Source organism: Ureibacillus sp. FSL K6-8385, from assembly GCF_038593155.1.
Taxonomy (GTDB): Bacteria; Bacillota; Bacilli; order Bacillales_A; family Planococcaceae; genus Ureibacillus; species Ureibacillus terrenus.
The window spans coordinates 808,083-832,508 of the sequence record NZ_CP151968.1; the positions used below are offsets into that span (position 1 = coordinate 808,083).

Annotated in this window: 28 protein-coding genes; all 28 read left to right on the plus strand. The window is 42.5% G+C overall.

Annotation, left to right across the window (positions count from 1 at the left end; all coding sequences use genetic code 11):
• The first annotated feature begins 29 nt into the window (after positions 1 to 29).
• The 28 genes from flgB (at position 30) to NST62_RS03995 (ending at position 24,408) form a co-directional block, all read left to right on the plus strand.
• Positions 30 to 422, plus strand: coding sequence for a flagellar basal body rod protein FlgB (gene flgB, locus NST62_RS03860; protein ID WP_141601556.1), 393 nt, complete (start codon positions 30 to 32; stop codon positions 420 to 422).
• Positions 423 to 424: 2 nt separating this feature from the next.
• Positions 425 to 880 carry a flagellar basal body rod protein FlgC gene (flgC, locus tag NST62_RS03865; protein WP_141601557.1) on the plus strand — a complete coding sequence of 152 codons (456 nt, stop codon included), beginning with the start codon at positions 425 to 427 and terminating at the stop codon, positions 878 to 880.
• A gap of 47 nt (positions 881 to 927) precedes the next feature.
• Positions 928 to 1,206, plus strand: a complete 279-nt coding sequence (gene fliE, locus NST62_RS03870) for a flagellar hook-basal body complex protein FliE (protein ID WP_141601630.1) — start codon at positions 928 to 930, stop codon at positions 1,204 to 1,206.
• A 60-nt stretch (positions 1,207 to 1,266) separates the two neighbouring features.
• Positions 1,267 to 2,856, plus strand: coding sequence for a flagellar basal-body MS-ring/collar protein FliF (fliF, locus tag NST62_RS03875; protein WP_342463156.1), 1,590 nt, complete (start codon positions 1,267 to 1,269; stop codon positions 2,854 to 2,856).
• A gap of 18 nt (positions 2,857 to 2,874) precedes the next feature.
• Complete coding sequence (gene fliG / locus NST62_RS03880) at positions 2,875 to 3,888, plus strand: flagellar motor switch protein FliG (RefSeq protein ID WP_328215041.1); 1,014 nt, start codon at positions 2,875 to 2,877, stop codon at positions 3,886 to 3,888.
• Positions 3,872 to 4,669, plus strand: coding sequence for a flagellar assembly protein FliH (fliH, locus tag NST62_RS03885; protein ID WP_181733177.1), 798 nt, complete (start codon positions 3,872 to 3,874; stop codon positions 4,667 to 4,669). Before fliG ends, fliH begins: the two co-directional genes overlap by 17 nt.
• A 4-nt stretch (positions 4,670 to 4,673) precedes the next feature.
• Positions 4,674 to 5,996 carry a flagellar protein export ATPase FliI gene (gene fliI, locus NST62_RS03890; RefSeq protein WP_141601561.1) on the plus strand — a complete coding sequence of 441 codons (1,323 nt, stop codon included), beginning with the start codon at positions 4,674 to 4,676 and terminating at the stop codon, positions 5,994 to 5,996.
• Positions 5,996 to 6,445, plus strand: coding sequence for a flagellar export protein FliJ (gene fliJ, locus NST62_RS03895; RefSeq protein WP_141601631.1), 450 nt, complete (start codon positions 5,996 to 5,998; stop codon positions 6,443 to 6,445). The genes fliI and fliJ overlap by 1 nt, the downstream gene beginning before the upstream one ends.
• A gap of 4 nt (positions 6,446 to 6,449) precedes the next feature.
• A complete protein-coding gene (locus NST62_RS03900; protein WP_342463157.1) occupies positions 6,450 to 7,067 on the plus strand; it encodes a hypothetical protein in 618 nt (205 codons plus the stop codon).
• 23 nt (positions 7,068 to 7,090) lie between these two features.
• Positions 7,091 to 8,278 (plus strand): flagellar hook-length control protein FliK, encoded by a 1,188-nt coding sequence (locus tag NST62_RS03905; protein WP_141601563.1) that lies wholly within the window; start codon positions 7,091 to 7,093, stop codon positions 8,276 to 8,278.
• 2 nt (positions 8,279 to 8,280) lie between these two features.
• The gene (gene flgD / locus NST62_RS03910) at positions 8,281 to 8,940 is read left to right on the plus strand and encodes a flagellar hook assembly protein FlgD (protein WP_141601564.1); all 660 of its coding nucleotides are present in this window, start codon (positions 8,281 to 8,283) and stop codon (positions 8,938 to 8,940) included.
• A gap of 39 nt (positions 8,941 to 8,979) precedes the next feature.
• Positions 8,980 to 9,933 carry a flagellar basal body rod protein FlgG gene (gene flgG / locus NST62_RS03915; protein WP_141601565.1) on the plus strand — a complete coding sequence of 318 codons (954 nt, stop codon included), beginning with the start codon at positions 8,980 to 8,982 and terminating at the stop codon, positions 9,931 to 9,933.
• Positions 9,934 to 10,019: 86 nt separating this feature from the next.
• On the plus strand, positions 10,020 to 10,241 hold the full coding sequence (locus NST62_RS03920) for a flagellar FlbD family protein (protein ID WP_141601566.1): 222 nt from the start codon (positions 10,020 to 10,022) through the stop codon (positions 10,239 to 10,241).
• Entirely contained in the window at positions 10,231 to 10,659 is a 429-nt protein-coding gene (fliL, locus tag NST62_RS03925; RefSeq protein ID WP_141601567.1) for a flagellar basal body-associated protein FliL, read from the plus strand. The genes NST62_RS03920 and fliL overlap by 11 nt, the downstream gene beginning before the upstream one ends.
• A 28-nt stretch (positions 10,660 to 10,687) precedes the next feature.
• On the plus strand, positions 10,688 to 11,686 hold the full coding sequence (fliM, locus tag NST62_RS03930; protein WP_141601568.1) for a flagellar motor switch protein FliM: 999 nt from the start codon (positions 10,688 to 10,690) through the stop codon (positions 11,684 to 11,686).
• Entirely contained in the window at positions 11,676 to 12,854 is a 1,179-nt protein-coding gene (fliY, locus tag NST62_RS03935; protein WP_342463158.1) for a flagellar motor switch phosphatase FliY, read from the plus strand. The genes fliM and fliY overlap by 11 nt, the downstream gene beginning before the upstream one ends.
• A gap of 18 nt (positions 12,855 to 12,872) precedes the next feature.
• The gene (locus NST62_RS03940; protein ID WP_141601570.1) at positions 12,873 to 13,235 is read left to right on the plus strand and encodes a response regulator; all 363 of its coding nucleotides are present in this window, start codon (positions 12,873 to 12,875) and stop codon (positions 13,233 to 13,235) included.
• Between the two features lie 6 nt (positions 13,236 to 13,241).
• Entirely contained in the window at positions 13,242 to 13,889 is a 648-nt protein-coding gene (locus NST62_RS03945) for a flagellar biosynthetic protein FliO (RefSeq protein WP_141601571.1), read from the plus strand.
• Entirely contained in the window at positions 13,889 to 14,554 is a 666-nt protein-coding gene (fliP, locus tag NST62_RS03950) for a flagellar type III secretion system pore protein FliP (RefSeq protein ID WP_342463159.1), read from the plus strand. Before NST62_RS03945 ends, fliP begins: the two co-directional genes overlap by 1 nt.
• Before the next feature lie 12 nt (positions 14,555 to 14,566).
• On the plus strand, positions 14,567 to 14,836 hold the full coding sequence (gene fliQ / locus NST62_RS03955) for a flagellar biosynthesis protein FliQ (RefSeq protein WP_141601573.1): 270 nt from the start codon (positions 14,567 to 14,569) through the stop codon (positions 14,834 to 14,836).
• A 5-nt stretch (positions 14,837 to 14,841) separates the two neighbouring features.
• The gene (gene fliR, locus NST62_RS03960; RefSeq protein WP_141601574.1) at positions 14,842 to 15,615 is read left to right on the plus strand and encodes a flagellar biosynthetic protein FliR; all 774 of its coding nucleotides are present in this window, start codon (positions 14,842 to 14,844) and stop codon (positions 15,613 to 15,615) included.
• Between the two features lies 1 nt (position 15,616).
• Complete coding sequence (gene flhB, locus NST62_RS03965) at positions 15,617 to 16,705, plus strand: flagellar biosynthesis protein FlhB (RefSeq protein ID WP_328215056.1); 1,089 nt, start codon at positions 15,617 to 15,619, stop codon at positions 16,703 to 16,705.
• An 18-nt stretch (positions 16,706 to 16,723) separates the two neighbouring features.
• Positions 16,724 to 18,757, plus strand: coding sequence for a flagellar biosynthesis protein FlhA (gene flhA / locus NST62_RS03970; protein WP_328215058.1), 2,034 nt, complete (start codon positions 16,724 to 16,726; stop codon positions 18,755 to 18,757).
• Positions 18,754 to 19,878 (plus strand): flagellar biosynthesis protein FlhF, encoded by a 1,125-nt coding sequence (flhF, locus tag NST62_RS03975; RefSeq protein WP_342463160.1) that lies wholly within the window; start codon positions 18,754 to 18,756, stop codon positions 19,876 to 19,878. The genes flhA and flhF overlap by 4 nt, the downstream gene beginning before the upstream one ends.
• Positions 19,875 to 20,744 carry a MinD/ParA family protein gene (locus NST62_RS03980; RefSeq protein ID WP_141601578.1) on the plus strand — a complete coding sequence of 290 codons (870 nt, stop codon included), beginning with the start codon at positions 19,875 to 19,877 and terminating at the stop codon, positions 20,742 to 20,744. Before flhF ends, NST62_RS03980 begins: the two co-directional genes overlap by 4 nt.
• A complete protein-coding gene (locus NST62_RS03985; protein ID WP_141601579.1) occupies positions 20,745 to 21,866 on the plus strand; it encodes a chemotaxis response regulator protein-glutamate methylesterase in 1,122 nt (373 codons plus the stop codon). It begins immediately after the preceding gene.
• A 16-nt stretch (positions 21,867 to 21,882) separates the two neighbouring features.
• Positions 21,883 to 23,940, plus strand: coding sequence for a chemotaxis protein CheA (locus tag NST62_RS03990; RefSeq protein ID WP_141601580.1), 2,058 nt, complete (start codon positions 21,883 to 21,885; stop codon positions 23,938 to 23,940).
• A 24-nt stretch (positions 23,941 to 23,964) separates the two neighbouring features.
• Positions 23,965 to 24,408: a chemotaxis protein CheW gene (locus NST62_RS03995; RefSeq protein ID WP_141601581.1), complete on the plus strand. Its 444-nt coding sequence runs from the start codon at positions 23,965 to 23,967 to the stop codon at positions 24,406 to 24,408.
• Positions 24,409 to 24,426 lie beyond the last annotated feature (18 nt).

Sequence of the window (24,426 nt, forward strand, 5' to 3'; positions counted from 1 at the left end):
TTTATACGATTCAAAAAGGAGGGAATGGGTTGGAATTATTCGATGCATCAATTAGTAATTTGGAACATGGTTTAAAATATGCATCTCTGAAAAACAAGACTATCGCACAAAATATCGCGAATGTCGATACGCCTAATTACAAGGCAAAAGATGTAAGTTTTAAAAAACTTTTGTCTGAAGAAAATCAAAAACAGATTAGGGCGTATAAAACAGATTTTCGACATTTTGATTTTGTGATTAAACCATCTACTCACGTTGTATATAGTTATGAAAACTACCAATATCGCCATAACGGCAACGGAGTAGATATGGACCAGGAAATGGCGGATCTTGCCAAAAACACGATTTACTATAATGCGCTGATTGATCGCATTAACGGTAAATTCAGCTCGTTGAATACGGTCATCAAAGGAGGGAAATAGGAATGTCGGTCTTTTCTAGCATGAATACAACAACATCCGCTCTAACAGCGCAACGATTGCGAATGGATGTCATTTCCTCAAACATCGCAAATATCGATACAACCCGCGCCAGACAAGTGAATGGAGAGTGGGAGCCATACAGAAGAAAAACGGTGGCCCTCGCAAGCAGCGAAGGAACATTTTCATCCTTTTTGAATAAGGCGATGGGGAAAAGCGACAGCCCAGGTAATGGCGTAAAGGTCACGAAAATCAACGAGGATTATGACACCCCATTTAAGCTTGTCTATAATCCAAGTCACCCGGATGCAAACGAGGACGGATATGTCCGAATGCCGAATGTTGATTTGTTGAAGGAAATGGTGGATTTAATCTCCGCCACACGTTCTTATGAAGCGAATGTAACCGTATTAAACGCCAATAAATCGATGTTGACGAAGGCGTTGGAAATAGGGAAATAGGAAATGGAGGATGAAGTGACTTGGAAATCAACTCAACAGCTTTTTCCATTCAACAACTGAATAAGGGAATAGAAGGATCTAATCAACGTACACCTTTTGAAGCGCAAAAAAGTTTTGCGAATACATTAAAAGATGCGCTCGACAAAGTGAACAACTACCAAGTTCAATCAGATGCACTGACAAATAAGCTGGTACAAGGTGAAGATGTGGAATTGCATGAAGTGATGATTGCGGCACAAAAGGCCAGCATCACCTTGAATGCGACAGTGGAAATTCGCAATAAAGCAATTGAAGCATACCAGGAAATCATGCGAATGACTGTTTAATCTACGGTTACCAACGGAATATAAAATGTTAGTGTATTCATTAGTACCGGAGGATTTATAATGAATGATCGACTTAAGAAAATAAAAACCGACACCATTCACTTTTGGAAAAGTCGGACAAAAAAGCAAAAGGGTGCATTGATTGGAACATTGGCCGGGGTTGTGGTGATTGCGTCTCTCATTACATACATAACGACACGAACGGAAATGGTACCGCTTTTCACCGAATTATCTGCGAAAGAAGCCGGTGAAATTGCGGAAATATTAAGTTCACAAGGAATTACATATGAAATCGCTCCCGGCGGAACAAATATATTGGTGCCGGAAGATCAAGTGGATAACATAAAAGTATCTTTGGCTGCGCAAGGATACCCTGAATCCGGAGAAATCAGCACAACGTTTTTTACTGAAAACGCGGGCTTTGGCATGACGGACAATGAATTTAATGTCATCAAGCACGAAGCTCTTGAAACCGAATTGGAAAACCTCATCAAGAAAATCGATGGCATCAAAGATGCAAAAGTCATGATTTCTATGCCGGAAAAAGGGGTTTTTATTCATTCGGATACGGAGAACGAAGAAGCTTCCGCAGCTGTCATTATACATACTGAACCCGGTTATAAATTTTCTGAAGAACAAATTCGGACGCTATACAACCTCGTATCAAAAAGTGTTCCAAATTTAAGCCCGGAAAATATTACAATTTCCAATCAATATTCTGAATACTACGATTTGGAACCTGATTCTTCCAACGGTTCCATTGACTCGGTTGAAGGTCAAATGAATGTAAAGAAGACAATTGAAAAAGATTTGGAACGGCAAGTACATAAAATGCTCGGAACATTAATGGGACAAGACAAGGTTGTTGTATCAGTAACAACCGATATCGACTTTAAGAAAGAAAATCGGGAAGAGAAATTGGTTGAACCGGTAGATAAAGAAAATATGGAAGGCATTGAGATCAGTGCCCAGCGCATCACGGAAACCTATTCAGGCATGGATGGGGCTGCCGGTCCGACGGAAATGGGCGACCCGACTGATAATGCAACCGGATATCAAGAAGTGACAAACAGAGATGGGGATTACGAACGAATTGAAGAAACGGTGAATAACGAAGTAAACCGGATTAATAGAACAATTCAAGAAAGCCCATATAAAATCCGTGATATCGGCATACAAGTCATGGTTGAACCGCCTGTTCCAGAAGATCCAACATCTCTCTCCGATACGGTCGTTGACGACATAGAAAAAATTTTGGCAACGGTTGTCCGCACTTCCATTGATAAAGAAGCTGCCGGGGAGTTGACAGATGAAGATATTGAAAATAAAATTGTTGTCTCTGTTCAACCATTCTATGGAAATGATGTAAAAAATTCTGAAGAATTTCCGACAATTCCTTGGTGGATTTGGGTTGTTGGAGGAATATTGGTTGCTGCGATTATCTTGCTTGTTGTGTATATCATCCGCTCCAGAAAACATCATGAAGAAGAATATGAAATCATCGAAGAACAAGAGAAAATACACGTGGATGATATTAATCAAGAAAAAGAAACAGAGTCTACGATTCGTCGCAAGCAGCTGGAAAAAATGGCAAAAGAAAGACCGGAAGAGTTCGCAAAATTGTTGCGCAGCTGGATTGCTGAAGATTAACGGATAGGAGGTTCGACTGTGTCCAGAAAGGAAAGAGGGTTGACAGGGAAACAAAAAGCTGCGCTGCTGCTCATATCATTGGGGCCGGAAGTATCTGCCAATGTATATAAACATTTAACAGAAGAAGAAATCGAACGGCTTACATTGGAAATTTCGGCAGTCAAAAAAGTTGAACCTGAAGTGAAAGAACAGATTATTGAAGAATTCCATAACATAGCCCTTGCACAAGATTACATATCCCAAGGCGGTATCGGATATGCAAAAACGATCCTTGAAAAAGCGTTGGGTCCCGAGCAGGCTCAGAACATTATTAACCGTCTGACATCATCATTGCAGGTGAGACCTTTTGACTTTGCCAGAAAAGCAGATCCGTCGCAGATTTTAAATTTTATACAAAATGAGCATCCTCAGACCATTGCGCTGATTCTGTCGTATCTGGAACCGCAGCAGGCAGGTGTCATCTTATCCTCATTGCCGCAGGAAATGCAAGCGGATATTGCAAGACGGATTGCCACGATGGAATCGACATCCCCGGAAGTCATCAGTGAAATCGAAGCGGTTTTGGAACGGAAGTTATCCTCGACTTTTACACAGGATTACACGGAGACCGGCGGCATCGATGCAGTGGTGGAAGTGTTGAATGGCGTGGATCGCCAAACGGAAAAAACGATTCTCGATGCATTGGAAATTCAAGATCCCGAACTTGCGGAAGAAATCAAAAAACGCATGTTTGTATTCGAAGATATCGTGACGCTTGATAATCGTTCGATTCAACGGGTCATCCGGGATTGCGATAATGAAGATTTGCTTTTGGCCATGAAAGTTTGCAGCGATGAAGTGAAAGAAATTCTATTCCGCAATATGTCCCAAAGAATGGCGGAAACCTTTAAAGAAGAATTGGAAATTATGGGGCCCGTTCGCCTGCGTGATGTGGAAGAAGCGCAAACGAGAATTGTATCCATCATTCGCCGATTAGAAGAAGCAGGAGAGATTATTATTGCCCGTGGAGGAGGAGATGACGTCATTGTCTAAAATTATCCGTTCGGGCGAGACGATGGAAAAAAAAACCGGAACGGTTCAAATTAAAATTCGCGATGTGTTTGCGAAACAATTTGAAGCCGATTCAAATGCAGGCGAAAAGGAACAATCCGTTTCGTTGGAGGAAGTTTATAAAGAACGTGAACGCATTCTTGAAGAAATGAAAAGGGAAATCCAATCAAAAAGGGAAGAATTTGAAAAATATCGCCAATCCAAATTGGAGGAAATCGAAACGTTAAAACAACAATGGGGCGAAGAAAAGCTCATTCTGCAAAAAGAAGCTTATGATGAGGGATTCCAACAAGGCTATGAAGAAGGTATGAAAAAAGCTGCCGCCGATATGGAAAACGCGTTGAATCTTGCAAATGAAACCATTGAAAATGCCCGCATCAATGCGCAAAAATACCTTGAAGAACAGGAACAGGTGATTTTGGAATTGGCTTTGAAATCGGCCGAAAAAATCATCGGCGCGGCCCTTAAAAAAGATGAAACGCTGTTTCTTTCCATTGTACGGCGGGGATTGAAGGAAGCCCGTGAAAGCAAAGAAATAAAGTTGTATGTATCCCCTGCATATTATCAGTTGGTAACGGAAAACCGTGAAGAATTGGCGGTCATGTTTCCACCGGATGTACCGTTTTTGATTTTTGTCAATGAAGATATGGACGATACCGACGGCTATATCGAAACGAACCATGGGCGGATTGTCCTATCGATTGACGAGCAATTGAAAGAATTGCGCCTAAAACTCAGCGAAATGCTAGAAAGTAGGGATTGATCATATGAAAGCAGCTGATTTGATCAACCAGATCCCTGTCGTTGATACTTTTAAAAAATACGGAAAAGTGACAAGGGTTGTAGGGCTGTTAATCGAATCGCAAGGTCCCGAATGTTCCATCAATGATGTTTGTAAAATACATGTGCGTACCAAAAACGGACATGAAGTGATTTTGGCGGAAGTGGTGGGTTTTAAAGATGAGTATGTCATGTTAATGCCCTTTACTTCCGTAAGAGAAATTTCCATCGGATGTTTAGTGGAAGGAACAGGCCGCGCTTTGGAGGTAAAAGTCGGGCCCGAACTGATTGGGAAAGTGCTTGATTCGCTGGGGAACCCTTTTGATGGCACTCCGCTTCCGAGAGGACTCGTCTCTGTCCCGACGGAAAACGACCCTCCCAATCCGTTGCATCGTCCACCCATTGATTGTCAATTAGAAGTGGGGGTCAAAGCGATCGATGCCATGTTAACGGTCGGGCGGGGGCAAAGGGTTGGGATTTTTGCAGGGTCCGGAGTAGGGAAAAGTACCCTTCTCGGGATGATCGCCCGAAATACAAGAGCCGATTTGAACGTCATCGCGCTGATCGGCGAACGCGGAAGGGAAGTAAGAGAGTTTATTGAGAGGGACCTTGGGGAAGAAGGATTGAAACGTTCCATTGTGGTTGCGGCCACCGGCGATCAGCCGGCACTCATGAGGATTAAAGGAGCATTTACGGCAACGGCCATTGCGGAATATTTCCGCGACCGTGGGATGAATGTCATGCTGATGATGGATTCTGTTACACGGGTTGCGATGGCACAGAGGGAAATCGGATTGGCAACCGGTGAACCGCCGGCACAAAAAGGATACACCCCTTCCGTATTCTCCATTTTGCCCAAACTTCTTGAAAGAACGGGAACGAGCATGAAAGGAAGCATTACCGCTTTCTATACGGTGCTCGTTGACGGAGATGATATGAATGAACCGATAGCGGATACGGTGAGGGGGATTTTGGATGGCCATATCGTTTTGGATCGCGCCCTTGCCAACAAAGGACATTATCCGGCAATCAACATACTGAAAAGTGTCAGCCGCCTGATGAACCATATATCTGCCCAAGAACATGTAAAAGCTGCCGAGAGAATTCGCGAATTATATTATACATACGCCAAATCGGAAGACTTGATTAACATAGGTGCATATAAAAAAGGAACATCGAGGGAAATAGATGAAGCGATTCATTATGAACCACTCATCACCCGTTTTTTAAAGCAGGGGTTTAAAGAAAAAGTGACCCTTGAAGAAAGCGTCAATGAATTGATTGAGCTGGCGAATGGGGGTGGCAGATGATGGTTCAATATACATATCGATTCGAAAAAGTGTTGACGATTCGCGAACAGGAAAAACGGCAGTTCGAAGCGGCTTATCATGAGGCGGTCCGTTCCTTTGAAAAAGTGGCAACCCAATTGTATGAATTACTAAAGAAAAAAGAGCAACTCATCGGTTACCAAAACGACCGTCTGAAAAGCGGTTCAACAATTGATGAAATCCATCATTATGCGATATTCATCAACAGTTTGGATCATGCCATTGAAGACGTGCAAAAAAAGGTCAGCCAGGCAAGGGCGAGAATGCAATGGTATGAACAAAAATTATTAGAAAAAAACTTGGAAGTACGAAAGTTTGAGAAAATGCGAGAGAAGGATTTTCAGACATTTCAAGAGGAACAAAACCGTATTGAATCCCAAAACTTGGACGAGCTTTCCTCCCTTATGTATAACCAGAAAATATTCAGGTGATTTTATGGCAAAAATAAATAAAATTGTAAAAAATAACCAAATATCTGAAGGGGCAGAAGAAAAATCACCAGGTTTCTTTCAAAAATTGTTCGCATGGGTGATTATTCCGCTGTTGTTTGTAGTTGCAATCTTGCTCGTCATTGCCCAATTTACAAACACGAATGTATTCGAAAAAGCTTCCGAAGTATTGCCTTTCGACAAAAAGGACGCATCGCCTTCCAATACAAAGGAAATTGATGAAGAAATCCTTTTGTTGAAAGCGGAAATCAAAGAAAAGGATGCTGAAATTGAAAAACTTCAAAGAGAGCTGGATGATGCGATTGCTGAGAAAGAAAACCAGATTGCGATACAAAAAGATTTAAGAAGAAAAATAGAAGAATTGGAATCTGGAAAACTGGAAACAAGAAAAGATTTAAAAGAAATTGTAAAGACCTATGAAAACATGTCGGCAAAAGCAGTTGCACCGATTATTGCCGAATTGGGAGACGAACAGGCGTTGGAAATTTTATCGAACATGAAGCCTGATAAGCTGTCCCAAGTGCTGGCAAAAATGGAGCCGAAAGATGCGGCGCGATATACGGAACTGTTGGCAGCAAAGAAAACCATGGAGCCGGAATCTTAATTTGAAAGGAGGTGCAACGCGTAATGATGAGTGTCGGAATGCCCATTGCTGCAGCCCGTTCGTTGACGGGTCCGCCAGAAACCAAAACGGTATTTACAACGAATATGAAGTTTGGAGAAGTTTTTAAGAAAGTGGCTGCAGAGATAAGAGGGCAGAAGGGGATCCAGGAGCCGTCAAATCCGGAAATTCAATCACTGCTGAAAGCTGACGCCCTTGAAGAAGTTTTCGGATTGCTTGGAATTACCAATGACGAAGGATTGTTGTTGGTTGGTTCCGGCGAAGAAGAAAAAATGGCGGCAATGGACGAAGTATTGAACAATCTTGATGACCTCTTATCATTGGTCAACATGGACCTGAAACAACTGAATGAAATCATTCAGGAGTTGTCGGAAGAAGAGTTTGGTATTGTAAATGTTTGGGATTTCATAAAATGGATCAACGAAGATTCCGACTTTTCGGAGAAGCTTATATCCGGTATACATAAACAGGACAATGGCGCCGTTCAGATGTTGCGATTGTTAAAGTTGGTCCAATCAATAGGGGAAAATTCCGAATTGATGTTAGATCAGACTGAACAAATCACCAATTTAAAGACATTGTTGCAGACGATCGGAGATAACCTTTCGAAAGAAGCGACAAATACGTCAGGGAAAGTCTCTTTGGAAGGATTTCAAAAAGTAGTAAAACAAGCGGAAATAAAATATGAAACCGCTCATGCCCTGCATCAACATTCATCATCGGAAACGAGAACGGCGGCCATTACAATACATAACCCAAATCGTACATCACAGGCCGAGTCGCTGGCCAAGCAGATCGAAACATTGTTGCAACGCAGCCAATTATCCAACTCCAATGGAACAACGAAGCTTTTCATAAAACTCTATCCTGAACATTTAGGCTCAATCCGCATCGAATTAGTGCAAAGGGATGGGGTCATGTCCGCCCGGTTGCTGGCATCAACATCCCTTGGCAAAGAATTGTTGGATAGCCAGATTCATCAACTGAAACAAGCGTTTATTCAGCAAAATATTCAGCTTGAAAGAATTGACATACACCAAAGTTTGCAGGAAACGGATTTGAGGGATCGCAATTTCTCCAACCATATGTTTAAAGAAGAACAGCACTCCGAACAGGAAGAACAGCCTTCAGAAGAAAGGGAAGAGGAAGAAAAAATCTCATTCAAAGATTATTTGATTGATGAGGAAGTGTAACGATGTCTGAGATGTCAAAAATTACGAGCGATTATTATTTATCGAATGCTAAAAAAGTAGAGAAGAAGACCGGAAATTCTGTTCTTGGAAAAGACGATTTTTTAAAAATTTTAATTACCCAATTGCAGCATCAAGATCCAACTGCACCGGTGAATGACAAAGAGTTTATCGCCCAAATGGCCCAATTCTCCGCTTTGGAACAAATGCAAAACATGACAAAAGCGATGGAAGATTTGCTTGAATCCCAATTGGAAACACAATTAATGGCATACACAAGTTTTTTGGGACAGGAAGTCAAATGGCATGAAATTACAGATCAACTGGACAAAAACGGAATGCCGATCATCAACGAAGGACAGGGCAGAATTGTCGAACTGAAATTTAAGAATCAAATGCCTGTGTTTGTATTGGACGATGGCAAAGAAATCGGCGCAGGAAATATTTCTTCTGTTCTAAAGAGGGATGCCGGGCAATCCGTTTCCGAAAATCCGCTCGTTGAAGCAAGCAGGCTGATTGGAAGAAAAGTGCAATACCAAAATGAAAATGGAGAAATTGTTCAGGGAATCATTGAAGCGGTGACAAGCAACAATCAATGGATCGAATTTATATTGGATAACCAAATCCGTTTAAAGAAAGGGCAATTTGAGCTTGTCCAGGAATAAAGCGGTTAAGATAACAAATTTGAAAGGAGAACGAGAATCATGCTACGTTCCATGTATTCAGCAATTTCTGGGTTAAGAAATCATCAAACAAAATTAGATGTGATAGGAAACAATATTTCCAATGTCAATACATATGGGTTTAAAAAGAGCCGGACTGTATTCAAAGAAATGGTGGCTCAGAACATCGGAAGCGCTTCCGGAGCGACGGCAACCCGCGGTGGTGTCAACCCAAAACAGGTCGGCTTGGGTTCCACAATGGCAGCGATTGATACAATTCATTCTACCGGAGCCCTTCAATCGACTTCCCGCACCCTTGATTTGGCAATTTCAGGAGAAGGGTTCTTCATGGTGGCCGATTCCATTGATGCAACAAAAACGGGCTTCACCAATATTTTATTCACAAGAGACGGCAACTTTTACATGGACAAAGACGGTTATCTTGTCAATGCTGAAGGGAAGTACTTGGTCGGTGTCACTGCCGGCAGTGCGGTAGGGGATACAAGCACTGATCCGGTATTCCCAAGCCCGGATGATGTTGAAGTTATAACAACCGACGATTTGGCAGGCGGCAGTGTCACTCCTGCAACTTGGCAGGAATTGATTTCCGGCAAGAGTTACGGTCCAATCCGGATCCCCACGGATGCCACTGAATTAAGCATCGGTCAGGACGGTACCGTTACATTTGTCGATGCGGATGGCAACTTGAAATGGGCCGGACAAATTGTATTGGCCAAATTTTCTAATGCCGGCGGTTTGCAAAAGGCAGGAAACAACTACTATAAGCTGACAGAAAACTCCGGCAACCCATATGTTCAAGTTGGAACGGTGGCAGGGTTGGGTTCCATCGAATCCGGATTCCTTGAAATGTCAAACGTGGATTTATCTGAAGAATTTACGGAAATGATTGTCGCACAGCGGGGATTCCAGGCAAATGCCCGCACCATTACTACTTCCGACCAAATTTTGGAAGAGTTAGTGAATTTGAAAAGATAAAGAATTTATACATATTAATTAGTTGATTTAGAAACGGGAGTGCAAAGGAGGGTCGGGCCGGCTCTTTCCTACCCGGCCCTGTTTCAATGATCCAATTAACAAAACTGAACGGAAAACCCTTTACATTAAACGCATTATACATAGAAACTGTCGAATCTTTTCCGGATACGACCATTACGCTGACAAATGGCCGGAAATATATTGTGAAAGAATCGGAACAAGAAGTTCAAAAGAAAGCATCGGATTATTATCGTTCGATTCAGGTGCTGTCAAACCCCCAACTGCGAGGTGTCGTAAATGAAGAATAATAAATTGTTAACGGTAATGCTCATCATTTTAGTGACGATTACGTTAATCGGGGTTGTTCTTTTTGTGTTATTGACGCAATTTAATAAGCAATCTTCAGCTTTGGAGCCATCCATCGATGAAATCCTGGAATCCAGCGTAGATGTGCCTGAAATCACAACGAACTTGGCGGATGGAAAATTTATTCGCATCCAATTGACCATTCAGACAGACAACCCTAAAGCGGCAAAAGAACTTCAGAAACGGGATTTCCAAACAAACAACATCATCATTGAAGAGCTATCCGAGTTGACGGAAGAGAACTTAAAAGGAAAAGACGGAAAAACCCTATTAGAATCTACAATCAAAACCCGATTAAATGAGTTGATGCAAGAGGGTGAAGTAGTGCAAGTATACATTACCTCCTACATGATTCAGTAAAGTAACTTGTTGAAATGGAGGTGGACAAATGCCAGGTGATGTATTATCCCAATCGGAAATCGATGCTCTGCTTTCCGCGCTTTCCACAGGAGAAATGTCGGCAGATGAAATGAAAGCGGAGGAAGAAAAGAAAAAAGTCAAGGTTTATGACTTCAAGCGTGCCCTCCGTTTTTCAAAGGATCAAATCCGGAGTCTAACCCGGATTCATGAGAACTTTGCAAGACTGTTAACAACATATTTTTCTGCCCAGCTCAGAACATATGTGCAAATTTCTGTTGCTTCCGTCGATCAAATTCCTTTTGAAGAATTTGTTCGTTCCATCCCTAATATGACGCTGATAAACGTTTTCGAAGTACCGCCGTTGGACGGAAACATCTTGATGGAAATCAATCCGAACATCGCTTACTCGATGCTAGACCGTCTAATGGGCGGCAGCGGTACAAGCTATTCCAATGTGGACAATTTGACGGAAATTGAACAAAAAATCATGACGAACTTATTTGAACGATCCTTCGAAAATTTGCGGGAAGCTTGGGAAAATATCGCTGATATAGATCCGGTTTTTGTGGAACTGGAAGTAAATCCGCAATTTTTGCAAATGATATCACCGAATGAAACAGTGATTGTCATTTCCATGAACACCATTATCGGCGAAACATCCGGAATGATTAACATATGCATCCCGCATGTAGTTTTAGAGCCGATTATACATAATCTATCTGTTCAATATTGGATGCAATCCAAAACGAAGGAACCGACGGAAGCCCAAATTAAAGCTCTGGAAACGAAAGTAAAAGAATCGGACTTGGAGCTGATTGTTGAATTAGGGAAGTCTGCGATTACAATCGAAGACTTTTTGACGTTGGAGATCGGCGATGTCATCCAGCTCGATCAAAAAATACAAGAACCATTGATTCTAAAAATTGGGGATATCCCAAAATTTACTGTACAACCTGGAAAATTAAAGAAAAAAATGGCAGTTCAAATTATTGAGTCTTTGAATGGAGGAGAAGAAGATGAACGATGATATGCTCTCCCAAGAAGAAATTGAGGCCCTATTGCGCGGCGAAACATTGGACGACAGACTGAATTTGAATGTGGAAGAATTTCTGACGGAAATGGAACGGGATGCTTTAGGTGAAATCGGAAATATTTCGTTTGGAAGCTCTGCAACCGCGTTATCTGCTTTGTTGGGGCAGAAAGTGGAGATTACAACCCCTGTTGTGTCGATCATCAACCGCAATAACCTGGAACAGGAGTTTCCGCATCCTTATGTTGCTGTTCAAGTGGAATATACAGAAGGTTTAAGCGGTGTGAATTTATTAGTCATTAAACAATCGGATGCAGCGATTATTGCAGATTTGATGCTTGGCGGTGACGGGCGCAATCCGAGTCCGGATTTAGGGGAAATTCAATTAAGCGCCATTCAGGAAGCGATGAACCAGATGATGGGCTCAGCTGCGACTTCCATGTCCGCCGTATTCAACAAAAAAGTGGATATTTCACCTCCTTCTCTTGCGCTCATGAATATTAAAGAAAGCGAAGGGGAAGAAAATATTCCGGATGATGAGATCTTAGTGAAGGTTTCATTCCGGCTGCGCATCGGGGATTTAATTGATTCCACCATAATGGAATTATTGCCGTTGGATTTTAGCAAAAAATTAGTAAAAACTTTGCTTGGGGAAAGCGAAGACATACAACCAGAAGTACCGGCAAATCCCGGAATCCAGGAACATTCGGCTCAAACGCAGCCGACCCCATCTGCACATTGGGAACGGCCGGATTATCAAACCGGAAAATCGGTTTATGAAGAGCATGCCGCTACCATCCAGGACACGCCGAGCTTCATAAATACTACAAAACAAAAGGAACCTGTAAACATACATCAAGCTGAATTCGCGTCATTCGAACAGCCGAAAATGAGCGAAACGGAAGCACGCAATTTAAACATTCTGCTCGATATACCGTTGGAAGTTACGGTTGAGCTTGGACGGACAAAACATTCTGTAAAAGAGATTTTACAATTGACTTCAGGTTCCATTATTGAATTAAACCGGTTGGCCGGCGAGCCGGTGGATATTTTAGTGAATAACCGTCTCATTGCAAAAGGTGAAGTGGTCGTAATCGATGAAAATTTTGGTGTAAGAATCACGGACATCATTAGTCAAACTGAACGAATTAATCAATTGAAATAAAATGGGGGAATATTGGGTATGTCAAAAAGAATTTTGGTTGTTGATGATGCAGCGTTCATGCGCATGATGATCAAGGATATTTTAACGAAAAACGGCTATGAGGTCGTTGGCGAGGCGGCTGATGGGATGCAGGCTGTGGAAAAATATAATGAACTGCGTCCGGATTTAGTCACGATGGACATTACAATGCCGGAAATGGACGGGATTACGGCATTGAAAAAAATTAAAGAACTGGATCCGAATGCCGTAGTCATTATGTGTTCTGCCATGGGGCAACAGGCAATGGTCATCGATGCGATCCAGGCAGGCGCCAAAGATTTTATTGTCAAGCCTTTCCAAGCTGATCGGGTGATCGAAGCAATACAAAAAGCAATAGGTTGATTGAAAATGAAGAATTTAAAGAAAATCGGAATCATCATTTCTTTGTTTGCCATAATTCTGGTGACAACTCCAATACATATTGTTTTCGCAATTGAAAAAAATGACATGATTACGGACGAGTATTTGCAAAATCCGGGAGCGGAAAGTTCAGATTCTACAGCTGTCAAAGAACAGACAGCTGTAGGGCTCACTGCATGGGATTATGTAAAAATGATTCTTGCCCTGCTTTTGGTTCTCATGCTGTTGGTTTGGGTTTTGAAATTTATCAATAAAAAGAGCTCCCATTTCCAGCAAAATCATCTTGTGAAAAATTTAGGCGGGATTTCCCTCGGTTCACAAAAATCCGTTCAGGTTTTGCAAATAGGAGAGGCATTATATATCGTCGGAGTGGGAGATAATGTGGAACTCATCAAGGAAATTACGGATCGTGCGGAAGTTGAAAGACTGTTGGACTTTTACAATGAAAAACAAATGCCCGCAACAACGGCTCCATATATAGGGGAATTGTTCAACAAGCTGAAAGGAAAGTCAACGAAATCCGCCGATGGGATGCATTCGGATTTCGGCAGCCTGTTAAATCAGCGTTTATCCGAAATCAAAGAGTCGCGTCGGGAAGGGCTTGAAAAATGGAAGGAAAAGGAGCATGAAAAATAATGGAACAGTTCATTTCACTCTTTTCTGACTCTGATCCGTCAAACGTCGCTACTTCCTTGAAATTGCTGTTGTTATTGACGGTGTTATCTCTTGCACCAAGCATTTTAATCTTAATGACATCCTTCACGCGGATTGTCATTGTACTGTCCTTTACAAGGACGGCCCTGGCGACGAACCAAACTCCGCCCAATCAGGTCATTATAGGGTTGGCGTTGTTTCTGACGTTCTTTATCATGGCTCCAACCTTCCAACAAGTCAATGAAGAAGCGCTGCAGCCGCTTTTAAATGAAGAAATAGGCCTGGATGAAGCTTACTCAAGGGCAAGCGGACCTTTCAAGGAATTTATGGCAAAACATACAAGACAGCAAGACCTGGAACTGTTTTTGCAATATAGTCAGGCGGAAAGGCCTCAATCGATAAAGGAAATCCCTTTAACCACTTTAGTGCCGGCATTTGCGTTGAGCGAATTGAAAACGGCCTTCCAGATGGGATTCATGATTTTTATTCCGTTCATTGTCATTGATATGGTCGTGGCAAGCGTATTAATGTCCATGGGCATGATGATGCTGCCTCCGGTGATGATCTCTTTGCCTTTTAAAATTTTACTCTTTGTCCTTGTGGATGGTTGGTATTTAGTAGTGAAATCCTTACTCCAAAGTTTTTAGGAGATGATACATATGTCCCAATTAACAGTTATACATATAGCGGAGCAAGCGGTATGGGTTGTCCTTTTTGTGGCGGGTCCGCTCATGCTGGTTGCCCTCTTGACCGGGCTTATTGTCAGCATTTTTCAGGCGACGACATCGATACAGGAACAAACTTTGGCTTTTGCTCCCAAAATCATTGCGGTATTGGTGGCCATCGTATTTTTCGGACCATGGATGATATCCAAAATGTCCGAGTATTTCACTGACATACTGAGCAATTTGACGCGATACATAGGGTGACATAAATGTTAGACATCATACCGCAATTTTCCGTTTTGCTGTTGATGTTTGTCCGGGTTTCCGCATTTTTTGTTGCCGTTCCTTTTTATTCATACCGGACAATTCCGCCGCAATTAAAGATTGCCTTGGCTTTAATGTTGGCGTGGATGATGTATTACACCGTCCAGATAGAACCGGTTCCAATCGACGGGAATTACATATTGCTTATTTTCAAAGAAGCGATGATCGGGCTTACAATCGGTCTGGCGGCGGCCATCATATTTTCTATCGTCCAAATTGCCGGCGGTTTTATAGATTTTGAAATGGGCTTTGCCATGGCAAACATCGTTGATCCGCTAACCGGTGTTCAAAGTCCGATGATGGGTCAATTTTTTAATTTATTACTTTTATATTTATTAATCGCCACCAATGGTCACCACCTAATCCTGGATGGGATTTACTATAGTTACCATTTTATTCCGATAGAGGGATATCCGAATTTTGGGGATGCCGGGATTGCGGAAATATCAATGAAAATGATTGCGGTCATCTTTTCGGTGGCTTTTCAAATGTCTGCACCGTTATTGGCATCCCTGTTTTTGGTGACGCTCGCCATCGGGATTACCGGAAAAACGGTACCACAGTTGAACATTTTCATTATTGGTTTCCCCTTAAAAATCTTGATCGGGTTCCTCATTTTGGTGATATCCATGGGAATCATGGTTGAAGTGATGCAAAAGGTGATTGAATTGATGATTACGTTAATGCGCGAATTCATGCAGTTTTTAGGTGGTGCATAATTTGAAGCTGCTTCTCCCTTTGGATATTCAATATTTTGCCGGTGAAAAAACAGAAAAAGCGACGCCGAAGAAGCGAAAAGATGCCCGGAAAAAAGGGCAGGTTGTCAAAAGCCAGGATCTGTCAGCCGCGATTATATTTTTGGTGCTGTTTCTTTTTCTTGTCTTGATGGCACCCATTATGTTTAAAGGTCTCGCTGCTTTTTTTACTGAATCAATAGAACAGTACATGCTATTTGAAAATTTGAACAAAGATGCGGTCATGAACATATACAAAGATGCTTTATCCGAATTGGCGGTCATCCTGTTGCCGATCATGGCAGCGGCAATGATTGTGGCTCTTGCCTCCAACTTTCTGCAGTTTGGTTTTTTGTTTACGACGGAAACGATGAAATTCGATCTGAAAAAAATTGATCCCATTAAAGGAATTAAAAAAATCCTTTCGTTGAGGGCCGTTGTAAACCTTGTCAAATCGTTGCTGAAAGTGGCGTTAATCGGCACGGTAACCGGGAGCATTATTTGGATGAATTTGGATGATGTTTTATCCCTGGCCTTTCACGATCCTCGGGATGTGCTGACGACCGTCGCGAAATTGGCGGCGATAATGGGCATCGCTAGTGCCATCGCCTTGCTGATTGTCGCAATATTGGATTACATATACGAAAAATTTGAATATGAAAAACAATTGAGGATGTCCAAGCAGGACATTAAAGATGAGTACAAAAATATGGAAGGGGACCCTCTCATCAAATCCAAAATTAAACAACGGCAACGGGAAATGGCGATGCGCCGGATGATGCAGGAAGTTCCAAAAGCGGATGTGGTGATCACAAACCCGACGCACTATGCGGTTGCCTTACGATATGATGATGAGTCGATGGATGCTCCTAAAGTCGTAGCAAAAGGTGTGGATTTTGTTGCGCAAAAAATCAAAATGATTGCCAAAGAAAACGATATTGTGACCGTTGAAAACAGGCCTCTGGCAAGGGCGCTTTATGATCAAGTGGAAATCGGGGAAGAAGTTCCGGAAGAATTTTTCAAAGCAGTGGCAGAAATTTTGGCTTATGTTTATCGAATCAAACGCAAGATTTAATTTTCAGGAGGGAAAAAAATGAAATTTCGCGACTTAGGAGTATTGGCATTTATTATCGTAATCGTAGCGATGCTCGTAATCCCTCTGCCAACATGGTTGCTCAGTTTCTTAATTATTATCAATATCACCCTTTCATTAATCGTATTGCTCACTGCGATGAACATGAAAGAGGCCCTGGAATTTGCGATTTTCCCCTCCATCATTTTGATTTTGACTCTGTTCCGACTTGCCATCAGCATTTCGACAACCCGTGCGATTTTATCCCAAGGGGATGCCGGCGATGTCATTGATACTTTCGGGGAATTCGTAACAGGAGGCAACATTTTGGTCGGTTTGGTTATCTTCTTGCTGCTGGTGATTGTGAACTTTATCGTGATTACGAAAGGTTCCGAACGGGTAGCGGAAGTGGCAGCGCGGTTTACATTGGATGCGATGCCCGGAAAGCAAATGAGCATTGATGCGGATTTAAATGCCGGATTGATTTCGGAAAAAGAAGCGCGGGAGCGCCGTGATAAAGTTTCGAAGGAAGCGGATTTTTATGGTGCGATGGACGGAGCGACAAAGTTTGTAAAGGGCGATGCCATTGCATCCATCATCCTGGTGTTTATCAACTTGATTTTCGGTTTGATTATCGGGATGCTTCAATTGGGGTACTCCTTCTCCGATGCGGCAAACCATTTCTCCAAATTGACTGTCGGTGACGGCCTCGTTGCCCAAATTCCGGCATTGCTCGTTTCAACGGCAACAGGCCTTGTCGTAACCCGGGCAGCCAGCGACGGAAATTTCGGGGAAGATGTTATTGGACAATTGTTTTCACAGGCAAGGCTGCTTTATGTGGCTGCAGGGACAATTTTCTTATTGGGATTATTGACGCCGATTCCGGATTGGATTACGATTCCGGTCGCAGGTTTATTGGCCGCCGGTGCATATTTGATGAGCCGCAGGAAAGAAGAGGATCCGGAAGAACTCTTGGAAATGGAAGAAGAACTGGCAACCGATACAATGAAGAGTCCGGAAAATGTCGTGAATTTATTGAATGTCGATCCGATTGAATTTGAATTTGGTTACGGGTTGATACCTCTTGTGGATGCACAGCAAGGCGGCGATCTGCTTGACCGGGTTGTCATGATACGCCGTCAGCTCGCATTGGAATTAGGGCTTGTGATTCCGGTTGTCCGAATACGTGACAATATTCAACTGCGTCCGAATGAATATCGGATCAAAATCAAAGGCAACGAGATGGCAAGAGGAGAATTGTTGTTAGATCACTATTTGGCCATGAGCCCAGGTGATGATGACTCAATTGAAGGCATCGATACAATCGAGCCGTCTTTTGGTCTTCCGGCAAAATGGATTACGGAAGAAAAGAAAGAAGAAGCGGAAATGCTGGGATACACCGTTGTGGATCCTCCAAGCGTCGTTTCCACCCATTTGACGGAAGTGATCCGCGCGAATGCCCATGAACTCTTGGGCCGTCAAGAAACAAAACAATTAATCGATCATTTGCGGGAAACGCATTCTATTCTGGTTGATGAATTAACGCCTGCTCCATTATCCATCGGGGAAATTCAAAAAGTGTTGGCCAAATTATTAAAAGAAAATGTGTCGATCCGCAACTTGCCGGTCATCTTTGAAACATTGGCAGACTATGCAAAATTGACAAGCGACACAGATCTGTTGACCGAATACGTAAGACAGGCCCTTGCGCGGCAAATTACAAGACAATATGTACAAGAGGGTTCTCCATTGAAAGTGATCACCGTCCCTGCAAAATTGGAAAAAATCATTGCGGACAGTGTCCAACAAACCGAACATGGCAATTACTTGGCGATGGATCCGCAAGAATCGCAAAATGTCCTTGAATCTATCGCAAGAGAAGTGGAAAAAGTATCATATATGGAACAAACGCCGATCATTTTATGTTCTCCGGGGATCCGGATGTATCTGCGGCAATTGACGGAACGATATTTTCCCCAAATTCCGATATTGTCCTATAACGAACTGGATGCCAATGTTGAAATTCAAAGTGTCGGGGTGGTGACCGTCGAATGAAAATGAAAAAGTATATTGCTCCTTCCATTAATGAGGCGATGAAACAAGTGCGGGCAGAACTGGGCGAAGATGCCGTCATCATTCATTCGAAAGCGGTTGTAAAAAAAAGGTTTTTCGGGCTGGTGCGCCAGAAAAATTTTGAGGTTCTTGCCGGCATTGATGAAATGGGGCATCAGGGAACGGCCTTTTCTGAACCAATCAATTACCGGACGATAATTCCTGTAAGAACAGAAACGGAAAAAAATGATCACGTATCTGATCTGAAGGAAGAGATAGCAGGACTAAAAGAGCTGTTGCAATCGATGAAACAGGAATCTGTTCAATCTTCCTTGCCGGAAGAAATGAAGCCTTTTGTCGATTATTTAAAACGTCAGGATTTAAATGACGAGCTGATTGCAGACATTTGCAACGAACTGGCTGCATATGCACAAACCTCAAGCAAAATCCAAAAACAAGAAATGTCCGATATAGCGAAAAAAATATTGAAGGTAAAGTTGCAATCCCTTCTGATCGGAGGATTATCCTTCAAGAAAAAATACGTCTGTGTGCTTGGACCTACAGGGGTAGGAAAAACAACGACCATTGCCAAGATGGCTGCCCGCAGTGTGCTCGAAGCGAAGAAAAAAATCGGATTTATTACGACGGACACGTACCGGATTGCCGCAATCGACCAATTAAAGACTTATGCGAATCTATTACAGGCGCCGGTCGAAATTGTCTATAACTTTCAGGATTATCTGGAGGCAATCAAAAAACTTGCCCATTATGATTTGGTGTTCATTGATACGGCCGGACGCAATTACAAGGAAACAAAATTTGTCAATGAATTGAAGCGGCTCATTTCCTTTGATGATAAGGTTGAATCTTATCTTGTTTTATCATTGACCGCGAAAGAAAAAGATATTGAATCCATTATTGAACAGTTTCATGAATTTCCGATCGAAAAATTTATTTTTACGAAAATGGATGAGACCAACTCGATTGGCCCGATGTATAACCTGATGATGAAATATAATAAAGGGCTCGCCTACTATACAACCGGGCAGGAAGTTCCGGAAGACATCGAGGAAGCCTCCGTTGAAAAATTACTTGAATTGTTATTCCAAGGTGAATGGAAATGAGAGATCAGGCAGAAAAATTGCGGTTGAAAATGTTGGAACGTCAAGGGGCTTTAGGAAGGGCCATCGCTGTCGTCAACGGAAAAGGGGGAGTCGGAAAAAGCAATTTTACGACCAACTTTGCAATCAATTTGGCTAAGCTGGGAAAAAAAGTCGTCATTCTGGATATGGATTTAGGAATGGCCAATGTCCATATTTTAATTGGAAAACAAGGGCGACATCACTTGAGGGATTATTTGGAGGGGACAGTTTCCCTTGAAGAAATTCTTTATCAAGGCCCCTATAACATTCACTATATTTCCGGAGGATCCGGATTCACTTCGGTTGTGGAATGGTCGGAAGAAATGTTTGAGGCATTTGTCTATGGATTTGGGCAATTGCAGAAAAAATATGATTTCATTTTATTCGACATGGGGGCAGGTGCGACAAATTGGTCATTGGACGTTCTGACATCCATTGATGAAATTATTGTCATCACAACTTGCGAACCGACGTCGATTACCGATGCATATTCGATGATGAAATTTATCCTTTTGAAGGAGCCGAACAAAACTTTTTATCTTTTATGCAACCGTGTTTATACAAAAGAAGAGGGAAAGGAAACGCTGGAGCGGTTGAAAAAAACTATGATCAAATTTTTATCAAAAGAGGCGGTAATCCTGGGATGGCTGCCCGAAGACGAAACGGTGCGCAAAGCAGTAATTGAGCAGGTTCCCTTTTCCATCGGATATCCGAATGCTCCCGTTTCCAAAGCGTTGGAGGAAATAGTGGACCGTTTTATTAACAATCGGTTAGAAGATGAGATTCGTGTGCCTTCCAATTCATTCTTGACACGATTAAGAAGGATTTTCTTGAAAGGTCGTGATTGATTGGTGCCTTCGAATAAATACAAGTTATTAATTGTGGAAGATTCCGCCTTTATGAGGAAAGTCATCAGTGATTTCTTTAAAGATCACCCGGCGATTGAGGTGATCGGTACAGCGAGAAACGGCAAAGATGCGATCAAAAAAATCCGGGAATTGAAGCCGGATGTCGTAACAATGGATGTGGAAATGCCGGAATTGAACGGCATTGAAACATTAAAATACATTATGGAAATTTCCCCTGTCCCGGTCGTGATGCTGTCAAGTTTCACGGAAAAAGGGGCCCGTCAAACATTGCTCGCAATGGAATATGGAGCGGTTGATTTTGTGACCAAACCCGGAGGCACAATTTCCCTTGATTTACATAAGGTAAAGGAAGAATTGATACATAAAGTAGAACTTGCTGCAAAAATTCCAATAGAAAAATTAAAAAAACATAGAAAAGCTTTATCAGAATCCCAATCGGACGAACCGGCTTTTCATGAAAAAAGCGTTCTGTATTACAATCGAAACTTCATAGGGAAAATGGAAAAGAACGATTGGAGAAGAACTGCCGACAAAATTGTATTAATAGGAACTTCAACCGGCGGCCCAAGGGCTTTGCAAGAAGTCATCACCCGTCTGCCGGAATCTTTTCCCGCCCCGATTTTAATCGTCCAGCACATGCCCCCCGGATTTACGAAATCGTTGGCGGAAAGATTGGACCAAATAAGCAGGATCCGTGTAAAAGAAGCGGAGCAGGGTGAAATCGTGGAGAAAGGGACGGCCTATATAGCTCCGGGCGGTTTTCACCTAAAATTGAGAAAAATCGGCTCCCATTACGAACTCTTTTTGGATGATCAGGAACCGCCAAGGGCAGGACACCGGCCAAGTGTCGATGCGTTGTTTGAAAGCGTCAGCCAGTTTAATGAATTGGATAAAATTGCAGTAATTATGACAGGGATGGGTTCCGACGGTTCAAAAGGATTAATCGCTTTAAAAAAATCCGGAAATGTCATTGCAATCGCAGAATCCCCTGAGACATGCATCGTTTATGGAATGCCCAAATCAGCCATCGGGACGCAACTGATCGATGAAGTAGTGAATGTCAATGAGATTGCAATGACCATCATGAGATATTTGCGGTAAAAGGGAGTGTGTTCCTATGGAAATGAATCAGCAATATTTGGATATGTTTATCGAAGAAAGTAAAGAGCATTTGCAAACATGCAGCGATTATCTTTTAGAACTTGAAAAAAACCCGGATGATTTATCCATCGTCAATGAGATTTTCCGTTCGGCCCATACGTTAAAAGGGATGGCTGCCACGATGGGGTTTGAAGATTTGGCGGATTTGACCCATAAAATGGAAAATGTATTGGATGCCATCCGGAATGAAAAAATTGCCGTGAATTCGAATATCTTGGATGTCGTATTTGAATCCGTCGACCATTTGGAAGCAATGATTATGGATATAGCGGGAGGGGGCGGCGGTAAGCGGGATGTATCCGGAATTGTTTCGAAATTAATGGCGATTGAAGCGGGCGAACAACTTCCCCAAAACAATCCTGCAACTAAGGAAACCGCAGCAGATGTGGCAATGGAGGAAGTCTCCTCCGAAAGTCAGCTCGTTTATGATGAATATGATATTACGGTAATACAGCAGTCGAAAGAACAAGGATTCAACGTTTATGAAATCACTGTTTCCCTTCGGCCCGATTGCCTCTTGAAAGCCGCCCGGGTTTTTATGGTGTTTGAAGTGCTGGAGAAAAACGGGGAAGTATTGAAATCATTCCCGACCGTTGAAAATCTTGAAGAAGAACAATTTGACCAAACTTTCCAAGTGGCATTCATCACGAAAGTTTCCCAAGAGGAAATACAAGAGAAAATCAGCAAAGTGTCAGAAATTGATCATGTTGTGGTGGTACCGCTTACGGATGACATGATCAAGAAAACGGGCAAAGGGGCCATCGCGTCGAAAGAACAGTTGCAAAATGAAATACATATGGATTCAAAACAGGATAAAAAAACGGAAGCCGCAAAAAAAGAAGCGAAGACCGCCATACATAATTCCCACTCCAAAACGATACGCGTAAGCATCGAGCGCCTTGATATTTTAATGAATTTATTCGAGGAATTGGTGATTGACCGTGGACGTTTGCAGTCCATCGCGGCTGAGGCGAAACATCCTGAGTTGACGGAAACGGTTGAGCGGATGAGCCGCACGATGGGGGATTTGCAAAATATTGTGTTGACAATGCGCATGGTTCCGATCGAAACGGTTTTTAATCGGTTCCCGAAAATGGTCCGTTCCCTTTCGAGGGAATTGAATAAAAAAATTAAACTGGAAATTACAGGTGCAGAAACGGAACTTGATCGCACAGTAATAGATGAAATTGGCGACCCGCTGGTACACTTAATCCGCAATTCCGTCGATCATGGCATCGAAAGTCCCGAAGTCCGAAAAGCGAAGGGGAAACCGGAAGAAGGTACGGTGACGTTAAGGGCTTATCACAGCGGCAATTATGTCTTTATTGAAATCGAAGACGACGGTGCCGGCATTAATAAAGAAAAAGTGTTAAAGAAGGCGATTGAACGGGGAATTGTGACGAAAGAATCCGCACAGACGCTGACCGATAAGCAAATCAATGAACTTATTTTTGAACCGGGATTTTCAACAGCAGAAAAAATTACGGACATTTCAGGACGCGGGGTCGGCTTGGATGTCGTAAAATCGACGATCCAAGCACTTGGCGGAGCCATCTCCATTGAATCGCAGGAAGATGTCGGCACAATATTTTCAATTCAACTTCCGTTAACATTATCGATTATTTCTGCCATGCTGGTGAAAATCGAGGATGAAATATACGCGATTCCGATTTCATCCATCATCGAAACTTCCATTATTCAAAAATCAGATATTCTAAATGCACACAATCAGAAAGTCATTGATTTCCGCGGAAAAGTGGTTCCGCTCATTTTCCTGGAGGAAATTTTCGAAGTGCCGCGCAATGAAAAGCATGAAGACGGCTGCCATTCCGTTGTGATTGTCCGGAAGGGGGAAAAGCTCGCCGGACTGGTAGTGGATTCTTTCATCGGCCAGCAAGAAATTGTACTGAAATCCCTTGGCAACTATTTAAAAAATATTTTTGCCATTTCAGGAGCAACCATTTTAGGAAATGGACAAGTTGCCTTAATTATTGATATTAATGCGTTAATGTAATCATGACAGAAAAGGGGTGCTCTAATGGTAGTATCGGAGCAGGACATCATCAAAGTCATCGTTTTTCAATTAGCGGACAAAGAATACGCGATTCCGGTCAGCCACGTGCAAGGAATCGAAAAAATGATTCATATAACCCGTGTGCCAGGTACTGAAAGATTTGTGAAAGGTGTCATCAACCTGCGGGGGGTGGTCACGCCGATCATCGATTTAAGGGAACGTTTTGGACTCCCGCCTGCCGAAAAAACCGAGTCTGTCCGAATCATTATCGTTCAGCTGGATGGAATGGAAGCAGGGTTTATTGTCGATTCGGCCAATGATGTGCTCGATATATCGGCCGATTCCATTGAACCTCAGCCGGAAGTGGTTGGAGCAATCGAAGAACCTTTTATCTCAGGGGTTTCAAAAATCGGAAATCGTTTATTGATTTTGCTCCATCTCGATAAAGTATTAAACTTGCCGGATTAAACTATTGAAAAGCAGGGA